The sequence below is a fragment of the Methylobacterium sp. DB0501 genome (assembly GCF_011043735.1).
GTDB lineage: Bacteria > Pseudomonadota > Alphaproteobacteria > Rhizobiales > Beijerinckiaceae > Methylobacterium > Methylobacterium alsaeris.
In genome coordinates, this window is the sequence record NZ_JAAKGV010000007.1 from 1 (window position 1) to 17,177 (window position 17,177).

Consider the following 17,177-nt stretch of genomic DNA (forward strand, 5'->3'; position numbering starts at 1 on the left):
ACGGTCCCCGCCGGCGTGGCGGGCGACCTCGTCCATGTCTCGAACGCCCGCAAGGTCGGCGAGGCGGCGGGCTCGGGGACGGGCGTCCTCTCCTACTACTCCAACGGCAACTGGCGGCGGCTGTCGGATGACGGCCCGGTCGCGGCGTGAGGGCCCCATGGGACAGCCATTCCTCTACGAGTTCCTGTATCGCGGCCGGCCGGCGGGCTCGGCCGAGGCGCCGGCCTGGCACGTGGTGCTGGGCCAGCACGTGACGCCGCCGGGGGCGAGCGCGGCGCAGTTCGTGGCGAGCGCGGCGCTGACCCCGGCGCAGGCGGAAGCCGCGGGGTTCCCGCTCGCGGCGGTGCTGGCGGGGATCGACGCGGCGGCGCTGGCGGGGCGGGACGCGGCCGTGGCGGAAGCGGAGGCGGCGCGGCGGAAGCGGGACGCGGCGGTGGCGGAACGCGACGACCTGGCGGCGCAGCTCGCCGCGCGCGCGCCGGCCGCAGGCCTGCCGGCGGTGTCGGACCGGCAGTTTTTCCAGGCGCTGGCGGACGGCGGCGCGATCGACCCGGACGAGGCGCTGGCGGCGGTGATGACGGGCACGCTGCCGGCGCGGATCGAGGCGGCGGTGGCGGCCCTTCCGGCGGCCGAGCAGTTTGCCGCCCGGATGCTGCTGTCGGGCGCCACGGCGTTCGAGCGCGGCCACCCGATGGTGGCGCAGCTCGGCGCGGCGCTCGGCTACGACGCGGCGGCTCTGGACGCGCTGTGGCGCCGGGCCTGCGCCCTCTGATCGCGGTCTGACGCGCCCGGGCCGACCGGCCGGCGCCCCGCGCACGACCCTCTACCCACACACCGGAGAGACCGATGACCGCGAGCACGTTCGAGCGGGGGCTTTCGCTCGTCCTGACACACGAGGGCGGATGGGCCGACGATCCGCACGACCCGGGGGGCGCGACGAACCTCGGGGTGACGATCGGCACCTTGAGCCTGTGGCTCGGCCGGCCGGCGACGCGGGCGGAGGTGCGGGCGCTGACGCCGGCGAGCGTGGCGCCTCTCTATCGCCGGCGGTTCTGGGACGCGATCCAGGGCGACGCACTGCCGACCGGGCTGGATTACGCGCTGTTCGACTTCGCGGTGAACAGCGGCCCGCGGCGCGCCGTCATCGGGCTCCAGCGGGCGCTGGGGGTGGCGGATGACGGGCATCTCGGTCCGGTGACGCTGGGGGCGCTGTCCGGCCGGGACGTTCCGGCGCTGATCGAAGCCCTGTGCGACGGGCGGCTGACGTTCCTGCGGGCGCTGTCGACCTGGCCGCGGTTCGGGCGCGGCTGGGCCCGGCGGGTCGAGGAGGTGCGGGCGGCGGCGCTCGGGCTCCACGCAGTCCCCGGGCGGCCCGTCGCACCGCTCCCTTGCCCCACCTGCGGCAAGCCCGTCGCGGCCTGACGCACCGATCCCACAAAATAAGCTCATCGGGAGACCGCAATGAACCAGGAACAGCTCACCGCCTTGCTGCGCACCCTGCTGCAGTTCGGAGGCGGCATCGCCGTCGGGCGCGGCTGGATCGATGCCGAGACCTCCACCGCGCTGACCGGCGCGCTGGTGACGCTGATCGTCACCGCCTGGGGCCTCTACGTGCGGCGCAACGCCGGCCTCGTCGCCGCCGCGGCCGCGGTGCCGGCCGTCAAGGCGATCCTGGCGGATCCGCTGACCGCGAACGCGATCCCGAGCGCCAAGGTTCAGCCTGCGGAGTAGCCCAGTGCCTCCTCCCGACGACGCCGAGGGCGTCATCATCCTGCCACGACGGACCTCGTTCTGGGCCATGACCACCCTGGTGGTCGGGCTCGCCGGGCAACTCCTCTGGGTCGGCTCCTATGCGGCCCGGATCGACGCCCGGCTCGAGGATCTGGCCGCCTCCGATCTGCGGCAGACCAAGCGGGACGACGAGCGCTACGGCCTCGTCCTCGGCCGCCTCGAGAGCCTCGAGCGTGACCGCGACCGGCTGGTGCGCCTGGAGGAGCAGGTGCGGATCGCGACCGACCTGTTGCGCGAGATCCGGCAGGAGATCCGCCCGCCGCCCCGGCGCTGATCCGTGGGCCGAGGGATCAGCCGTCCTCCCCGAAGAAACGAAGCAGTTCTTCGCTCAGGACCTCTGGCTGCTCCTCTGGGATCCAGTGGCCGCACGCCTCCACGAAGCCTCCGCGCACGTCCTCGGCGACGCGGCGCAGGGACTCGATGCATTCCAGGCCGCGCCCGAAGCTCCGGTCGCCGCCGAGCGCCAGCACCGGCATCTTGAGCTTGCCGTCGCGGTCGAGCATCGCCCGGTTGTCCTCCGCGTCCTGGGGCAGGGCGCGATAGAAGGCGAGCATTGCCCGGAAGGCCCCGAAGGTCGTGTAGGTGCGCAGGTACTCGCGCTGGTCGACCTCCGGGATCGCGGTCGGCCGGTATCCATAATGGTCGAACAGCCAGCGCACCACGAGGTCCTCGCGGCCGGCGCAGAGCGCCTCCGGCAGGTCGAGGGTGCGGAAGAAGGCATGGTGCCAGCGCCGGCCGCCCTGCGAAAAATCCGCCCCGTCGCCCGGGATGACCACGTCGAGGATGGCGAGGCGGCGCACGGCCTCCCGGTGCTGGGCAGCGAGCGAGAACGCCACCGGCCCGCCCCAGTCGTGCCCGACCAGGAAGAAGCGCTCGATGCCGAGGTGGTCGTGCACGAGCTGCCAGACGTCGTGCGCGAGCGTCTTCTTGTCGTAGCCCGTGGCGGGCCGCGAGGAGTCGCCGAGCCCGCGCAGGTCCGGGGCGATTACCCGGTAGCGCTCGGTGAGGCGCGGCATGATGTGACGCCACTCGTACGAGGTCTGCGGGATGCCGTGCACGAGGACGACGACGTCGCCCGCACCGGCATCGAGGTAGTGCAGGCTCGCGCCGTCGAGATCGGCAAAGCGGCTCGCGATCGGGGTCATGCTCGGGTCTCCAGGTGACGGGGCAGGACAGTTTCGCCAGTCGGGTCCTCGGGGATGCTGCAGGCTTCGGGTCCGCCCGGGAGCGGGCCCGCGCTGCTGTCACCCGAGCTTGCCCGTCGTCGCCTCAAGCAGCCCCCAGGCCTCGTCCCCGTAGCGCTTGCGCCATTCCTGGTAGAAGCCCGAGGAAACAAGGCGCTCCCGGAAGGCGGCGTTCTCGACCTCGTAGAACAGCAGGCCAAGCGTCTGCAGCTTGGATTGCAGCGTCGCGTTCATGTGCTCGACCTCGCGTCGCTGCACCAGGGCCTCCTCATTGATGTTGCGCTCGAGGATGTCGCGCAGGTTCGGCGGGATGCGCTCCCAGGCCTTGCGGTTGGCCAGCACCCAGAACCCGTCCCACATGTGGTTGGTGAGCGAGCAGTATTTCTGCACCTCGTACATCTTGTCGACGAGCAGCCCGATCAACGGCTGCTCCAGCCCGTCCGCGATCCGCGTCTGCATCGCCGAGTAGGTCTCGGCCCAGGGAATCGAGACCGGCGCCGCCCCGAAGGATTTGAACATCGAGGTCCAGAGCGGGGAGGGCGGGACCCGGATCTTGAATCCGGAGAAGTCGGCCGGGGTGCGGATCGGCTTCGTGGACGAGGTGGTCTGCCGGAAGCCGTGGTTGTAGGACTTCTCCATGCAGACGAGATTGGCCTTCTCGAAGGCGCCCCGGACGTGCCGCCCGAGCGGTCCGTCGAGGGCCTCCCAGACCTTGCCGTAGGTCGGAAAGGCGAAGCCGACGCCGCTGATCGAGGCGACCGGCACCAGCGTCGACATCAGCACCCCGGTCTGGGCGAAGAGCTCGAGGGCGCCCGAGCGCAGCTGGCTCAGCATATCGGCGTCCGAGCCGAGCTGGTTTTTCGGAAACAGCTCGATCATCACCTTGCCGTCGGTCTCCCGCGCGACGCGGTCGCGCACGCGGCCCATGGCGATGTTGAGCGGGTGGTCGCCGGAGACGATGTTGCCGAACTTCAGCCGGAAGTCCGGCTCGGCGGCGCGGGCCACGTACGGGGCGGCGAGGCATGCAGCCCCACCGGTGAGGAGGATGCGGCGGGTCGGACGCGACATGGCGGGATTCCTCGGAGGCGTGGACGGGAATCGGGGCAAGGTGACGAGGGACCGGTCCGCACCGGGTGCGTCGTCCTGTCGGCACGGGGCGGATGCGGCGGTGCACGCCATCGCGTCTCTCCCTGCTGCGGTCGTCCGGACCGTCGAGGATCCGGATCGCGGGCGTTTGACCCGGACCGTTCTGGTTCTGGGGAAGGTGGCACACCACGGGCCTTCCGGGAACTCGACATCTTCGCCGCTGCCTGTGAGGAAACCTCACCGCTTCACGCCGGGATTGCCGCCTGCCAACGGATTCGAGATGCTGCAGGACAGCTAGTCCGGGAGGGTCTGGCCGTGTGCAACAAAACGTGCAAAAGCACTCCAGGGCGATCTCAGATTTCTCATCTTTATCAGCAGTTTAGAATATAGCAGCCGGCCGCTTGAATCCCACCCCTTCCGCCAATTCAATTTGCCGCGGCAGAGCGGTTGTTTATTTACATGCGAAACGTATTTTATACTTCGTCTTATTAAATCGATCGAAACCGGATAAATTTGTGGGCACCAAGAATGTAAATTATCACTACATCGAGCTTTTTCCCTTTGAAATCTGATCTCATTGTTATAATAAAAACAAATAGTGTTACTCTCTTTGATGTAAATTATATTCTTCATATTTTTTATTGCACTATAGATACGAATATTTATTTTTAAAATGATTATTCACTGACTGATATATGACTTAACAAGTGACTAAAGTATGATATTACTGCAATATAAATATAATTTTTTTGAAATATTTCAATATATAATCTATGCTAAAATTAAATCATAAATTGCTTTAGATGAGATATTGTATACGATACAGTAATTAACATCTGAATTTTTAGCGTAAAAACATATTCGCCGTGATATTGACTAGACTGCGCTAAGCAACAAGATGACCATCGAATCAGCTAGGTGATCGTAGAGCTATGGACAGAGAATTTAGCAAAGCCGAGATCCGAGCCGACGCTGCAACAAATCTGCCCGCCTTCCCAGTAAAACTAAAAGATGTCAAAAGGACAATATCAGAAATACTTAGTATGTTTGGTAGAGCCCAGATATTTAGTGAATATACCGTGCATGACATTCGTCATGTTGATGATATGCTTGCGCAGTTAGAGTGGATTATACCAGATACCACAAAATCTATTATGTCGGCCGCCGATTGGCTAATGATAGTATTATCTATATATTTTCATGACATGGGACTGATAGTAACAGAAAGAGAATATAGCGAAAGAGAAAAATCTGGATTTAGAGAATTCGCGCAAAATATCTTATTCGAAGGGTCGGCAGGAGCAGATTATAAATCAAAAATAGAAACGCTATCTTCTGATAAAAAAGAGCGATTTTTGTATCAGGAATTTGTTAGATTTAATCATGCAAAGAGAGTTAAAGGGTGGATAGAAGGCAAAAATATATATCATCTAGGTTTTTCAAAATCTCAAATAGGAGAGGTTGATCGTCTTTTATCTCCTTTAGTACCAGAGTTTCGCCGAGATCTTGCACTTGTATGCGAAAGTCACAACTTAGACGATATTGAAAATACAAAAAAATATCCTGTATCGCAGCCGTATGGGAATAGCGATGACGAAACGGCCAACGTTCAGTTTTGTGCCGGAATTTTACGAACTGTTGACCTACTTCAAGTAACAGAGAAACGTGCTCCTACCGTTCTTTTGAGGTTAATCGATCCGTCTGACCCAATAAGTCAGCATGAGTGGTCAAAGCAGAATGCTGTTCGTCGTATAAGAGCCAAGCCAGAAGTTGATAGAGAAGGAAATGCGACTACAACCATACAGAGTCAGACAATCGAAATTTTTGCAAATTTCAAAGAAGAAAATAGTTTTTTCGGATTAACTTCATATCTTAAATATGTAGAAGATCAAATTGGATCTACCTATAGTATACTAAGATCTTCACAGAAGCTACAGCCAAAAAATTACTATTTTCCATGGCGGTATATTGATAGCTCGAATGTTGGTGTCGAGGGATTTCTAACTACTCCTTTTGGTTTTGAAATTGATCAAGAAAAGATTTTAAATCTTCTTACTGGACATACACTCTACAATGATAGTGATGTTGTAGTTCGAGAATTAACGCAAAACGCGATTGACGCTGTTAGATTACAATGTGCGATACAAAACCTTGACTCCGCCAAATTTGGCAAAATTCACATAAAATGGGATAATTCATTAAATGAATTGACTATTACAGATAATGGCACAGGAATGACTCAAGAAGTAATTGAAAATCATCTACTTAAAGTAGGATCGTCTCGCTATCAAGATCCTAAATTTAAAGAAAATTATCCAAATTTTAATCCTATAAGTCGTTTTGGAATCGGGGTATTATCATCATTTATGGTGGCTGACTCAGTGGAAATTGTCACGGTTTCACAAGAAGAAACCGAAGCAAGAAAGATATCATTAAGATCTGTTCATGGTAAATATCTAATTAAATTACTAGATAAACATGTAGATTTAGATGCTAGCACTCTAGGACAACATGGAACATCTTTTAAGCTGCGTTTTCGTAGCACTGCGAAGCCAATTAATGTCTTAGAGACAGTTCGAAAATGGATTATGTTTCCTAGATGCAATGTTTGTGTTGAAGTAGATGGAGCTTCTCCTGAAAAGATTGGCTTCCACTCGCCGAAGAATGCTCTTGATGAGTTCCTCAGAATTTTTAAGCGGAGGCTTTACGAACGATCTATGGTACGAGTGGAAGAACGTGAATTTAATGGTGTGACCGTAGCATATGCAATTGAATTTAGTCCTCATTATCGTGACTGGGGATTTGTTGCTGCGCCAGAGACAATGCGTAGATCAGGAAGACCACAAATTGATTATTCACCTGTTGCAACTTGTGTAGAGGGAATTGCCGTTGAATTTGATAGTCCCGGATTTATTGGGTCTACGATATTAGCTGTAGCAAATATTACTGGACGCGAAGCACCTCGAACAAATGTGGCGCGATCTCTTGTTGAAATAACAGCTGAAAAGGAAAATGCTGTTCGAAATATTTACAAAATATTTTTTGATAGTATCGCAGATGAGGCGCGGAGGTTAAAAGAAAAAGAGGGATATTCGTTAACTTGGTCAGTTGAGCAGATACCTTATTTATTAAGGCCGATCACTATATTGGATAAGGTTAATAGAATATATAAAGATGTCTATCAAAAAACTTTTAGTAATGTACCGATGTTTCTTTTGGAGAGAAATCATCAGAGAATCGCTTGCTCATTGGAAGATCTTCATTCAGCCGGAGAGTTTTGGACGGTTGATTCACAATTGATGAGATCTGTAGAAGACTTCGTCAGAGAGGCTCGTTCCGAGGTAACCGCCGGAGATCTAATAGTTACGAGTCAGGGAACGACGTCCGCCATTCCGAATGGTAATTTATTGGCTAATAGCCACAGAGCAGATTTAGTGCAGCAGGCATTTCAACGCGAATTTGAGCCTGTAGAAATTGTCGGAAATATTCCTGACCGGAGATTAGATATAAGGTGGCGACCTTCAAACGGTAGCTGGTTGACAAACGAAAAGATATCGTCGCAACTTTACGACTATGGTCTACAAGATATTATAAGCGTAATACAAGAAAATTCTCGCCATAGATCTCCAAATCAAATTTCTTCGGCTAGATCTAATGTAATAATCAAAAATCTTGACGGTTATGCGGCCGTCAGGACCGATGGCAAGATTTATATACTTCCAAATACACCTCTTGCAAAATTAATTGAAAATCCTACTTCCTCAAATAAATTAAATCAGTTATTTGAACAATACATTTATATGCATTCCGCAAATTATTTCGTAAATATTAGTAGCATTTATGATCTCGACCCATCCGAGGCAATCGAAAGATATTTTCGCTCTTTGTCTTCGCCAGGAATCCAACGCTACTTGCCTCCAATAGATCCACTTCGGCAAACATTTATAGATATGCAAAATACGATGAATGTTTTTGATCCGCTATCCTGGAGTTTACGTGATCATTTCGACGACGATGATATACCATTCTAAATAACAATTGTAAAAATCCTAAACGCAGAATCAAAAAATACCGAAAGCGGTCTATCGTGTTCACGTTAACATTCGATAGACTGCTCTTCGAAATTTGCGTGAAGTGGTTGTTTTATGGATATATATATTTACGAATTAGCTGCTGCATATTTTGTAACAATTCAAGGTAAAGATAATTTTTTAATTACACTATATGAATACAAAAACGTAAAATATTTATACTATTTCTTTTGAAGTCGCCCCACCACCAAATCCACAAACGTCCTGACCTTCATCGCCGCATTCCGCCCCTCCGGAAACACCACGTGGATCGGCAACGGCGCCTCCTCGTACTCCTCCAGCACGATCCGGAGGCGCCCCTCCTGCACGGCCGGCCCGATCTGATAGCTCAGCACCCGCGTCAGCCCCCACCCGGCGAGCGCCGCGTCGATCGGCGCCTCGCCGGTGTTGCACTCCAAAGTCGGGTGCAGCGTCACCCGCTCGTCATCGCGAAAGCGCCATTCGGGGGAGGGCCAGGCGCCGGTCGAGACGGCGATGCGGTGGGCCTTGAGGTCGGCGGGGGTTTTCGGAACGCCGTGGCGGGCGAAGTAGCCGGGCGCGCCGCAGACGACGCGGCGCACGGCGCCGACCCGGATCGCGGTGAGGCCGGAATCGGCGAGGTGGCCGATGCGGATCGCGACGTCGATGCCCTCCTCGACGATGTTCACCGGGCGGTCGACGAACAGCGTGCGGGCCGTCATCGCCGGATAGGCGTCGAGATAGTCGGTGAGGATCGGCAGGACGTGGAGCCGCCCGAACAGCACCGAGGCGGTGACCGAGAGCGTGCCGGTCACCATCCCGGTATAGCCCGCCGCCGCGGCCTCGGCCTCGGCGATCTCGACGAGGAGGCGCCGGCACTCCGCGACGTAGCGGCTCCCGGCCTCGGTGAGCCGGACGGTGCGGGTGGTGCGCAGGAAGAGCCGGGCGCCGATCGTCGCCTCGAGCGCCGCCACCGCCCGCGTCACCGCCGGCGGGCTCATGTTCAGGTGGCGCCCGGCCTGGGCGAAGCTCTGCGTCTCGGCGATCCTGACGACGATCCGCATGGCCTGCAGGCGATCCATGGCCCCTCCCGGCCGCGACGACGGCTCTTCCGCCACCAGGAATGCCGCGGTCCCGCCGGGCGTCAACCGGGAGGACGCGCGTGCGCGCCGGGGGACGGATGCGCGCGCGGCGTCACCCCGGCCAGTCGCCGGTCCGGAGCGATTGCGGCGAGGCGCCGCCGTCCCGGGCCGCCCAGCGCAGGGGCAGCGCGGCGCGGCGGCGCACGACCCGGCGCGGGCGGAAGGTCCAGAGGCGCTCGGCGCCGCGGAAGGCCGCGATCTCGGGCCCGTCGAGGATCACGGCGGCCGCGCCGGTCATCTGCAACAGGTCGCCGGTCGCGAAATCCGGGAAGACCAAGCCGGCCCGGCCGTTGAGCCAGATGTTGCCGAGGGTGTTGAAGAACAGGTTGCCGGAGAAGTCCGGGACGGTCAGCGTGCCGTCCGGATCGACCCGGACGAAGCCGGGCTTGCCGCCGCGATGCGAGACGTCGACCTGGCGATGGACACCCCGGTCTCCTGCCTGGTCGGCGTAGGTCGCGACGAAGAAGGTGTCGGCTGCGGCGATCGCCGCCCGCGCCGCCTCGTCGAGCCCGGCGCTCTCCTCGACCGCGCCGGTGGACGGCGCGGCGGGATCGGCGACGAGGGCGGCGTCGCGCAGGGTGATGTATTGCGGGCAGTTGCCGAAGCTCTGCTCCACCGCGAGGTGCAGGGCCCCGCCGGCGGAGGCCTCCAGGATCCCGTTGACCCGGTTGCGGCGGCGGGTGTGCAGTTCGATGCCGAGGAGCCCGACCGCCTCGCCGGGGCGCAGGCCCGCGGCGGCGGGGTCGGCGGGATCGGGCCGGGCGGCGAGGGTCAGGCGCGTCGGCGTCGGCGCGGCGACGAAGCCGGGGAGGCCGGCGAGCAGGGTCGCCCAGGCCTCGCCCGCGTCGTCGACGCTGCCGGCGACGACGACGGGAAGGCTCGCGAAGAAGGCCCGGTGCGGGTCGGGCATGGCCGCCCGCACCACCCGGCGGCCGATCTCCGCCATGCGCCCGGCGGCGCCGACCGTCGCCTGGATGGCGGTCTCGCCCGGGTGCCAGGGCGAGGCTGTCGCGGTGTCGCTCATGTCGTCCTCCCGTCGGTTTCGAGCCGGGCGCGTGTCACGCGGCGGCCGCGAGGCCGGCGCGCGTCTCGGCGAAGGGGAGGAAGCCCGGCAGGGCCTCGATCCGGCGCAGGAAGGCGCGGACGGCCTCGTAGCCCGAGAGGTCGACGTTGCCCTCCGGCGCGCGGGCCAGGTAGCTGTAGAGCGCGACGTCGGCGATGGTCGGGCGGGTGCCCACCAGCCAGTCGCGGCCGGCGAGATGCGCCTCCAGGCGGCGGAGCAGCACGTGCGCCCGGGCGATCACCTCGCCCGGATCGAAGGCGGCGCCGAACACCGTGACGAGCCGCGCGGCGGCCGGGCCGTAGGCGAGCTCGCCGGCGGCGACCGAGAGCCAGCGCTGCACCAGGGCGGCGCCCTGCGGGTCCTCGGGCAGCCAGTCGCTGCGCCCGAACGTCTTGGCCAGGTAGACCAGGATGGCGTTCGAATCGGCGATCACCGTGCCGTCGTCGTCGAGCACCGGCACCTGGCCGAACGGATTGAGCGCCAGGAAGTCCGGCGTCGTGTGCGCGCCGGCCTTCAGGTCGAGGGCGACCGCCTCGTGCGGGACGCCGAGCAGCGACAGGAACAGCCGCGCCCGGTGGGCGTGGCCGGACAGGGGATGGTGGTAGAGCTTCATGATCGCGGTCCCCGGCGGCGGGGTCGTCGACCCCGCGTTGCCCCCCCAGATGACCGCACTCCCCACGCGAAGAGAACACCCGCCCTCGGCAGTTCATCATTGCCCGGGGAAGAATAATTCCACCTCAGGAAAGGTGTTTTCCGTGAACGGGATCAGCCGCCGGCAGCCCGCAGGGTGAAGCGGGTCATCTCGGAGGGCCGGCCGAGGCGGAGCGCGAAGCCTGGCCAGATCCCGGTGCCGTTGCCGACGTAGAGAACCATGCCGCCGACCTCGTAACGCCCGGACACGAAGCCGTTATTGCCCCGCGCCACCAGCCGGTCGAGGCCGAGGATCATGCCGCCATGGGTGTGGCCGGAGAGCTGGAGCGCGACGCCGCGCGACGCCGCCCGCTTCGCGGCGCGCGGCTGGTGGTCGAGGAGCACGACCGGGGCGCCGGGCGGGGCACCGGCCAAAGCCGCCGCCAGGTCGGGGCCGGCCTCGCCCGCCCCGGGGGCCGAGGCGTCGGTGACGCCGGCGACGACGAGGCGGGCTTCGCCCCGGGCCAGCACCGCATGGGCGTTCGGCAGCATCCGCAGGCCGAGGCCGGCGAGGTGCTGCATCCAGGCCGGATAGTCGAAGAAGTATTCGTGGTTGCCCGGGATGCCCAGGACGCCGTCCGGGGCGCGGAGGATCCGCAGCGGCGCCACGTCGTCCCGGCGCATCGCGACCGAGCCGTCGATGAAGTCACCGGTCACCACGATCAGGTCGGCGCCCGCCGCGTTGGCGCGCTCCACCACGGCCTCCGCCCAGGACGCCGGGAACAGGCGGCTCAGATGCAGGTCGGTGAGCTGGAGCAGCCGGTAGCCCTCGAAGGCCGGCGGCAGGCCGGACACCGCCACCGCGACGTCGCGGACCGGCGGCACCCGCACGGCGTTGGCGACGCCGAGTGCCGCCAGCAGGCCGGCGAGCCCGGCCGCCGCGTAGCGCAGCCCGTCCGGGATGGTCACGATGCCGCGCCGCACGATCGCGGTCGCCAGGGCGCCGAGATCGAGGGCGATCTGCATGACGGCGAGCAGCACAAGGGCCCCGAAGGCCCAGTTGAGCAGCAGCACGACCGCGCGGGGGAATTCGGGCGCGAAGACCGAGCCGGAGGAGAGCCGGTTCCAGAGGTGGAACTGCGAGGCGAGCAGCAGCAGCAGGGCGAGCCCGCCCTTGACGGCGAGCGGCAGCCCGAGGGGCGCGAGCCAGCGGGCGATCACCACGAGGCACGGCACCGCGAAGATGAGGTGGAAGATGGCGGGCTCCTGTCGTGGTGGACGCGCCCGATGCCATGCCACGTTTCGCCGCCCGTGCCAGCGCCGCGCCGCCGCGACGGAACCGCGCCCGCCGCTCGCGAGGCGGACGCGGTCCTTTCAGCCCAGCATCTCCCGCACCAGCGGCGCGACCCTGGTGCCGTAGAGCTCGATCGAGCGCATTAGCCGCTCGTGCGGCAGCGGGCCGGCGCTGTACTTGAGCTGGAACCGGCCGAGGCCGAGGCCCTTCACCGTCGCGGCGATCTTCCGCGCCACCGTCTCCGGGCCGCCGATATAGAGCGAGCCGTGATCGGCCTCGCGGTCGAATTCCTGGCGCGTCATCGGCGGCCAGCCGCGCTCGGCGCCGATACGGTCGCGCATCCGCTTGTAATCGGCGAAGAATTCGTCGCGTGCGCCCGCGTCGGTCTCGCCGACATAGCCCGGGGAGTGGACGCCGATCGGCCGGACCGTCCGGCCGAGCTGGGCGCAGGCGCGGTGGTAGAGATCGACGTAAGGCCGGAAGCGCTGCGGCTCGCCGCCGATGATGGCGAGCATCAGGGGCAGGTCGTGGTGGACCGCCCGCACCACCGAGTTCGGGCTGCCGCCGACGCCGATCCAGGTGGTCGGCGGGGTCTCCGGCGTGGGATAGACTGACTGGTTCTCGAGCGGCGCCCGGGTGGTGCCCTGCCAGGTCACCGGGCCGCCGGCCAGCAGCGCGGCGAACAGGCCCAGCTTCTCCTCGAACAGGGTCTCGTACTGGTCGAGGGCGTAGCCGAAGAGCGGGAACGACTCGGTGAACGAGCCGCGGCCGAGGATGACCTCGGCGCGGCCGTTCGAGATCCCCTGCAGGGTCGAGAAGCGCTGATAGACCCGCACCGGGTCGTCGGAACTCAGCACCGTCACGGCCGAGCCGAGGCGGATCCGTTCCGTCCGCGCGGCGATCGCCGCGAGCACGATCTCGGGCGCGGAGACGGCGAAATCCTCGCGGTGGTGCTCGCCGATGCCGAAGAAGTCGAGCCCGACCCGGTCGGCCAGGACGCCCTCCGCGACCACGTCGCGGATGACCTGGCCGTGAGGCAGGGGCTCGCCGTTCCGGGCCGTGATGTCCCCGAACGTGTCGAGGCCGAATTGGAGAGTCTGTGTCATGGCGGGCAAGATGGACGCGTGGGCGCGAGTTTGAAATGCGCAGCCGTGCAAGGATGGGCTTGCAGGCACGCATGGGAGGGACCGGGTGCTTCTTCCAAGCCGTCACATCCTCCTGGTCATCCCGAGGCCGCGCAGCGGAGCCCGGGACGACGCGGAGGGCGGAAACCACCGAGCGAGGCGAAACCGCCTCTCAGAACCGGAACAGCCCCAGGGCGTCCTGCACCGCGCCCAGGGTCTCCGCGGTCAGCGCCTTCGCCCGCGCCGTGCCGGTACGCAGCACGTCGGCGACGTGGTCGGGATCGCGGGCGATCTCGGCCCGGCGCTCGCGGATCGGCCCGAGAAGGTCGCAGAGCACGCCCGTGAGGCGGCCTTTGAGCGCGGAATCGCCGAGGCCGCCGCGGCGGTAATGGGCCTTGAGCGAGGCGACCGCCTCCGGATCGGGGTCGAAGGCGTCCAGATAGGTGAAGACCACGTTGCCCTCGACCCGGCCCGGGTCGCTGGCGCGCAGATGGCCGGGATCGGTGTACATCCGCTGCACCGCCGCCGCGATCTCGGCATCCGAAGCCGAGAGCGGCAGCGCGTTGCCGCCCGACTTGCTCATCTTGGCCCGTCCGTCGACACCGGGCAGCCGCCCCACCTCCGGGATCAGCGCCCGCGCCTCGGGCAGGATCTCGCGACCGACCTGACGGTTGAGGCGGCGGACGATCTCGTTGGTCTGCTCGATCAGGGGGGCCTGGTCCTCGCCCACCGGCACCAGGGTCGCCCGGAACGCCGTGATGTCGGCCGCCTGGGCCGCCGGGTAGCACAGGAAGCCCGCCGGGATGTCGCGGCCGAAGCCGCGGGCCTGGATCTCGTCCTTGATCGTCGGGTTGCGCTCCAACCGCGCCACCGTGACGAAGTTCAGGTAGAGCAGGGTCAGCTCGGCCAGAGCCGGCAGGGCGGATTGCACGCAGATCGTGGTGACGGCCGGATCGATGCCGACCGCCAGATAGTCGGTCGCGACCGCGATCACGTTGCGGGCGATGCGGGCCGGGTCGTGGGCGTTGTCGGTCAGCGCCTGCGCGTCGGCGAGGAGCAGGGTCTGGCGGTGGCTGTGCTGCAGCGCGACGCGGTTGCGCAGCGAGCCGGCATAATGGCCGAGATGCAGGGGACCCGTGGTGCGGTCGCCGGTGAGGATGACGGGGCGGGACGACATCGGGGGCTCTCCGGGGGAAAGCCGCCGCGCTGACGAGTGCCGGATCCTCGGAGACCAACCGTGCCCGCCAGACGGCGGCATCGGTCGTGACAAGATGACGACGGCCGCTTCCTCAGAGGAAGCGCCACCACAGGGTCGCGCGGGGGGAGCGGCGGTCGGTCATCGGCACGGAGCTTAAGCGACCCTCCCGCCCGGTTCAAGCGGCACCGGACCCCGCCGCCTGCCGCGCCCCGCTCGCCGCGCCCCGCTCCGCCATCTCCTCCACCCCCACCCACAGGTTCCAGGCCGGCGCCACGCTCCAGCCCGGCAGGCCCACATGCGCCTGGGGCATCCGGTAATGCAGCACGGGGCGCGGGCTGACCTTCTCGTCCGGCGGCAGGGCCGCCCGCACGCCGGCCTCGTCGCGGTGGGCCAGCAGCGGCAGCAGGTCGAGGCCGCGGTGGCGGGTCGGGTTGGCAGAGAGGTAATCCCGGGCGAGGGCGTCGAGGTCGGGGCGGTAGGCCGGATCGAGCACCTTGGCGGCGTAGGGCGCGGGGAAGGGCGGCGGCAGCCCGCGGGCGGCGAGGAAGCCGCCGGCGGCGGTCGCCCGGCGCAAGGCCGGCTCGGAGCGGAGATAGGCCTTGAGCAGGCCCGCGAGGGTGTCGGCCTCGAGGTCGGGCGGCTCGACGTTGAAGTGCAGGCCGAGCGAGCCGAGCAGCACAGCGCCGCGGCCGCGCCCGCCGGCGCCGTTCAGCAGGGCGGCCATCCGGTCGATCTCGGGCAGGCGGTCGAAGGCGAGGGGGCCGGTGATCGCCTCGCGCGGCACCACCGGGCTCAGCAGGGCCGCCAGCGTGCGGCCGGCGGCGCGGACCGGCAGGCCGGGCGGCACGTCCGGATCCGCCACCCGGCGCTGCGGGTGGGCGGCGCGCAGGTCGAGCTCGACCCGGACGTCGCCGAGGGACGAGCCTTCGACCGTGAAGGCGTGCGGGTCCTCCTCGGCGACGCGCCCGCCGAGCCCGGCGGCGAGGGCCGCCGCGGCGATCCGGGCCGAGGGACCGATGAACTCGATCTCGACCCCAACCCGGCGCGGCGTCCCGTCGGCCCGCAGGGGGCGGGGCGGAGAAAGAAACTCGGTCATGCAGGATCCGCTCACGACACCGCCATCGGGACAGGCGATGGCTTGGCCAGAGAAACGGGCTCGAGCCCGAACAGGTCCGGGCAATCTTCCTCGCCGGGCCGACGCGGCAGGCGGTGCCCTGCGGGCGCGGCGGGGCCGAGGAGGCGCATCACGCGCTTCGAGACGGCGACGGAGAGGTTCTCCCGCTTGGCCCGGGCCTCGACCCGGGCGAGGGCGTTCATCGCCGGGCCGAGCACCGTGAACTCGGCCCGCAACCCGTCGTCGAGCACGCCGACCAGCACCTCGCCGGCATGCAGGGAGGCGGTGAGGGCCAGCGGCGGCAGGTCCCGGTGCCGGCGGGCCTCGTTCATCCGGTCCATCCGCGCCTCGATCTCGCGCACGCAGGCGAGCGCCGCCGCCGCCTGCTCGGCCGGCGTGCCGTCGACGAACTGCGCCAGCACCCCGTCGCCGACATACTTGTCGACGAGGCCGCCATGCTGGGTGACCGCCGCGTGGGCGAGCGCCCGTACCGCCAGCAGCCAGTCCAGCACCCGGGCCTCGCCCCAGGCCCGGGTGAGCGCCGAGAAGCCCCGGATGTCGAGGGCGAGCAGGCAGGCATGGCGCGGCTGGAGCGCCGTCGGCCCGTCGCGGCGCACGAGGTCGATCCCCGCCGGCACGAAGCGCGCGAGGGTGGCGCGCTCGTGCTCGAGGCGCAGCATCGCGGCGAAGCCCCGGCGCAGGCGGAACGCTCCCTCGATCACGAAGGTGCTCGCCACCAGGAAGGACAGGAGCCCGAACACCTGCGGCCCCGCCGGCGGCAGGCCGAGATGCGGGTTCAGGAAGCCGAGGCCCAGCGCGCCGGACCACACCCCGGCGACCAGGGCGGCGAAGACCGCGGTGTGGCGCGGCCGCAGGGTCAGGCCGGATTCGAGCAGCAGCAGGAAGGCCGGCAACCGGCTCGCCAGCGTCCCGGGCTCGTCGGCGAACTCGGACGCGGCCATCATGTATTCGAGCACGATGTAGGCGGCGAGGCCTGCATCGAGCAGCGTGGCGATCCAGGCGAGCCGGGCGCTGTTGCGCCGCCGCACCGTGGCGGCGATCCAGAGCGAGGACAGGGCGTAGCCGCCGAGGATGAACCAGTGGCTGCCGGCATGCAGCACGCCGTCGCTGAGCGAGGCCGAGACCCCCAGCACCCCCAGCATCACCAGCCGCATCGCCAGCACGCGCACGGCGGTGCCGGCCGCGAGGGCGTCGGCCAGGTTGGACCTGTCCAGCGGGGGCCTGTCCAGCGGAGGAGTCTCCTCGGCGGGGCGCGGCGCCGCCGTCCTGCCCGGCGGGCTCGGCTGTCGTGTGGTCATGCTGGCGCAAGCCTTACGCGCGGGCGGCGGATGCGTCGAGGCCGGGGGGGGCGTGCAGCGCCGGAGCGCGCGCCCGATGGCCCGGATCCCGACGCGGGTGCCGGTGCCCGCGAGGGGAACGGGGCGCCGGGGCTTCCGTTCCGGCGCAGGCCGCCCCTTGCGCGGGCGGGCTCCCCTCTCCAT

The 17,177-nt window shown here is 64.8% G+C and carries 14 protein-coding genes and 1 pseudogene; 5 read left to right on the plus strand and 10 right to left on the minus strand.

The window, feature by feature from the left end; genetic code table 11:
* Positions 1-157 precede the first annotated feature (157 nt).
* The 4 genes from G4G93_RS11500 to G4G93_RS11515 all read left to right on the plus strand — a co-directional run bounded on the left by G4G93_RS11500 (position 158) and on the right by G4G93_RS11515 (position 2,065).
* Entirely contained in the window at positions 158-772 is a 615-nt protein-coding gene (locus G4G93_RS11500) for a hypothetical protein (RefSeq protein WP_165084311.1), read from the plus strand.
* Between the two features lie 74 nt (positions 773-846).
* Positions 847-1,422 carry a glycoside hydrolase family 108 protein gene (locus G4G93_RS11505; protein ID WP_165084313.1) on the plus strand — a complete coding sequence of 192 codons (576 nt, stop codon included), beginning with the start codon at positions 847-849 and terminating at the stop codon, positions 1,420-1,422.
* A 39-nt stretch (positions 1,423-1,461) separates the two neighbouring features.
* Positions 1,462-1,731, plus strand: coding sequence for a hypothetical protein (locus G4G93_RS11510; RefSeq protein WP_165084315.1), 270 nt, complete (start codon positions 1,462-1,464; stop codon positions 1,729-1,731).
* A gap of 4 nt (positions 1,732-1,735) precedes the next feature.
* Positions 1,736-2,065: a hypothetical protein gene (locus G4G93_RS11515; protein ID WP_165084317.1), complete on the plus strand. Its 330-nt coding sequence runs from the start codon at positions 1,736-1,738 to the stop codon at positions 2,063-2,065.
* A gap of 16 nt (positions 2,066-2,081) precedes the next feature.
* Here G4G93_RS11515 and G4G93_RS11520 read toward each other — a convergent pair whose 3' ends face one another.
* Together G4G93_RS11520 and G4G93_RS11525 are read right to left on the minus strand one after the other, a co-directional pair.
* On the minus strand, positions 2,082-2,936 hold the full coding sequence (locus tag G4G93_RS11520; protein ID WP_165084319.1) for an alpha/beta fold hydrolase: 855 nt from the start codon (positions 2,934-2,936) through the stop codon (positions 2,082-2,084).
* A gap of 99 nt (positions 2,937-3,035) precedes the next feature.
* Positions 3,036-4,043 (minus strand): TRAP transporter substrate-binding protein, encoded by a 1,008-nt coding sequence (locus tag G4G93_RS11525; RefSeq protein WP_165084321.1) that lies wholly within the window; start codon positions 4,041-4,043, stop codon positions 3,036-3,038.
* Between the two features lie 950 nt (positions 4,044-4,993).
* Here G4G93_RS11525 and G4G93_RS11530 point away from each other — a divergent pair.
* Positions 4,994-8,092, plus strand: coding sequence for an ATP-binding protein (locus G4G93_RS11530; RefSeq protein WP_165084323.1), 3,099 nt, complete (start codon positions 4,994-4,996; stop codon positions 8,090-8,092).
* Between the two features lie 221 nt (positions 8,093-8,313).
* On the opposite strand, the gene G4G93_RS11535 is transcribed toward G4G93_RS11530, so the two are convergent.
* The 8 genes and pseudogenes from G4G93_RS11535 to G4G93_RS11570 all read right to left on the minus strand — a co-directional run bounded on the left by G4G93_RS11535 (position 8,314) and on the right by G4G93_RS11570 (position 16,994).
* The gene (locus tag G4G93_RS11535) at positions 8,314-9,192 is read right to left on the minus strand and encodes a LysR family transcriptional regulator (protein WP_165084325.1); all 879 of its coding nucleotides are present in this window, start codon (positions 9,190-9,192) and stop codon (positions 8,314-8,316) included.
* A gap of 121 nt (positions 9,193-9,313) precedes the next feature.
* Positions 9,314-10,276, minus strand: a pseudogene (locus G4G93_RS11540) (pyridoxamine 5'-phosphate oxidase family protein); the annotation flags it as partial.
* 34 nt (positions 10,277-10,310) lie between these two features.
* Entirely contained in the window at positions 10,311-10,928 is a 618-nt protein-coding gene (locus G4G93_RS11545; RefSeq protein WP_165084329.1) for a glutathione S-transferase family protein, read from the minus strand.
* A 152-nt stretch (positions 10,929-11,080) separates the two neighbouring features.
* Positions 11,081-12,202, minus strand: a complete 1,122-nt coding sequence (locus G4G93_RS11550; RefSeq protein WP_165084796.1) for a metallophosphoesterase — start codon at positions 12,200-12,202, stop codon at positions 11,081-11,083.
* Positions 12,203-12,319: 117 nt separating this feature from the next.
* Positions 12,320-13,345: an LLM class flavin-dependent oxidoreductase gene (locus tag G4G93_RS11555; RefSeq protein ID WP_165084331.1), complete on the minus strand. Its 1,026-nt coding sequence runs from the start codon at positions 13,343-13,345 to the stop codon at positions 12,320-12,322.
* 190 nt (positions 13,346-13,535) lie between these two features.
* A complete protein-coding gene (trpS, locus tag G4G93_RS11560; RefSeq protein WP_165084333.1) occupies positions 13,536-14,540 on the minus strand; it encodes a tryptophan--tRNA ligase in 1,005 nt (334 codons plus the stop codon).
* A gap of 196 nt (positions 14,541-14,736) precedes the next feature.
* On the minus strand, positions 14,737-15,657 hold the full coding sequence (locus G4G93_RS11565; RefSeq protein WP_165084335.1) for an amidoligase family protein: 921 nt from the start codon (positions 15,655-15,657) through the stop codon (positions 14,737-14,739).
* A gap of 11 nt (positions 15,658-15,668) precedes the next feature.
* The gene (locus G4G93_RS11570; protein WP_165084337.1) at positions 15,669-16,994 is read right to left on the minus strand and encodes an adenylate/guanylate cyclase domain-containing protein; all 1,326 of its coding nucleotides are present in this window, start codon (positions 16,992-16,994) and stop codon (positions 15,669-15,671) included.
* Positions 16,995-17,177: the final 183 nt, after the last annotated feature.

Bases quoted from the DNA above. Each gene is read 5' to 3' on its own strand.
- G4G93_RS11500 (WP_165084311.1), top strand. From the start codon at position 158: ATGGGACAGCCATTCCTCTACGAGTTCCTGTATCGCGGCCGGCCGGCG.
- G4G93_RS11570 (WP_165084337.1), bottom strand. From the start codon at position 16,994: ATGACCACACGACAGCCGAGCCCGCCGGGCAGGACGGCGGCGCCGCGC.
- G4G93_RS11555 (WP_165084331.1), bottom strand. From the start codon at position 13,345: ATGACACAGACTCTCCAATTCGGCCTCGACACGTTCGGGGACATCACG.
- G4G93_RS11510 (WP_165084315.1), top strand. From the start codon at position 1,462: ATGAACCAGGAACAGCTCACCGCCTTGCTGCGCACCCTGCTGCAGTTC.
- G4G93_RS11505 (WP_165084313.1), top strand. From the start codon at position 847: ATGACCGCGAGCACGTTCGAGCGGGGGCTTTCGCTCGTCCTGACACAC.
- trpS (WP_165084333.1), bottom strand. From the start codon at position 14,540: ATGTCGTCCCGCCCCGTCATCCTCACCGGCGACCGCACCACGGGTCCC.
- G4G93_RS11520 (WP_165084319.1), bottom strand. From the start codon at position 2,936: ATGACCCCGATCGCGAGCCGCTTTGCCGATCTCGACGGCGCGAGCCTG.
- G4G93_RS11530 (WP_165084323.1), top strand. From the start codon at position 4,994: ATGGACAGAGAATTTAGCAAAGCCGAGATCCGAGCCGACGCTGCAACA.
- G4G93_RS11535 (WP_165084325.1), bottom strand. From the start codon at position 9,192: ATGGATCGCCTGCAGGCCATGCGGATCGTCGTCAGGATCGCCGAGACG.
- G4G93_RS11525 (WP_165084321.1), bottom strand. From the start codon at position 4,043: ATGTCGCGTCCGACCCGCCGCATCCTCCTCACCGGTGGGGCTGCATGC.
- G4G93_RS11565 (WP_165084335.1), bottom strand. From the start codon at position 15,657: ATGACCGAGTTTCTTTCTCCGCCCCGCCCCCTGCGGGCCGACGGGACG.
- G4G93_RS11545 (WP_165084329.1), bottom strand. From the start codon at position 10,928: ATGAAGCTCTACCACCATCCCCTGTCCGGCCACGCCCACCGGGCGCGG.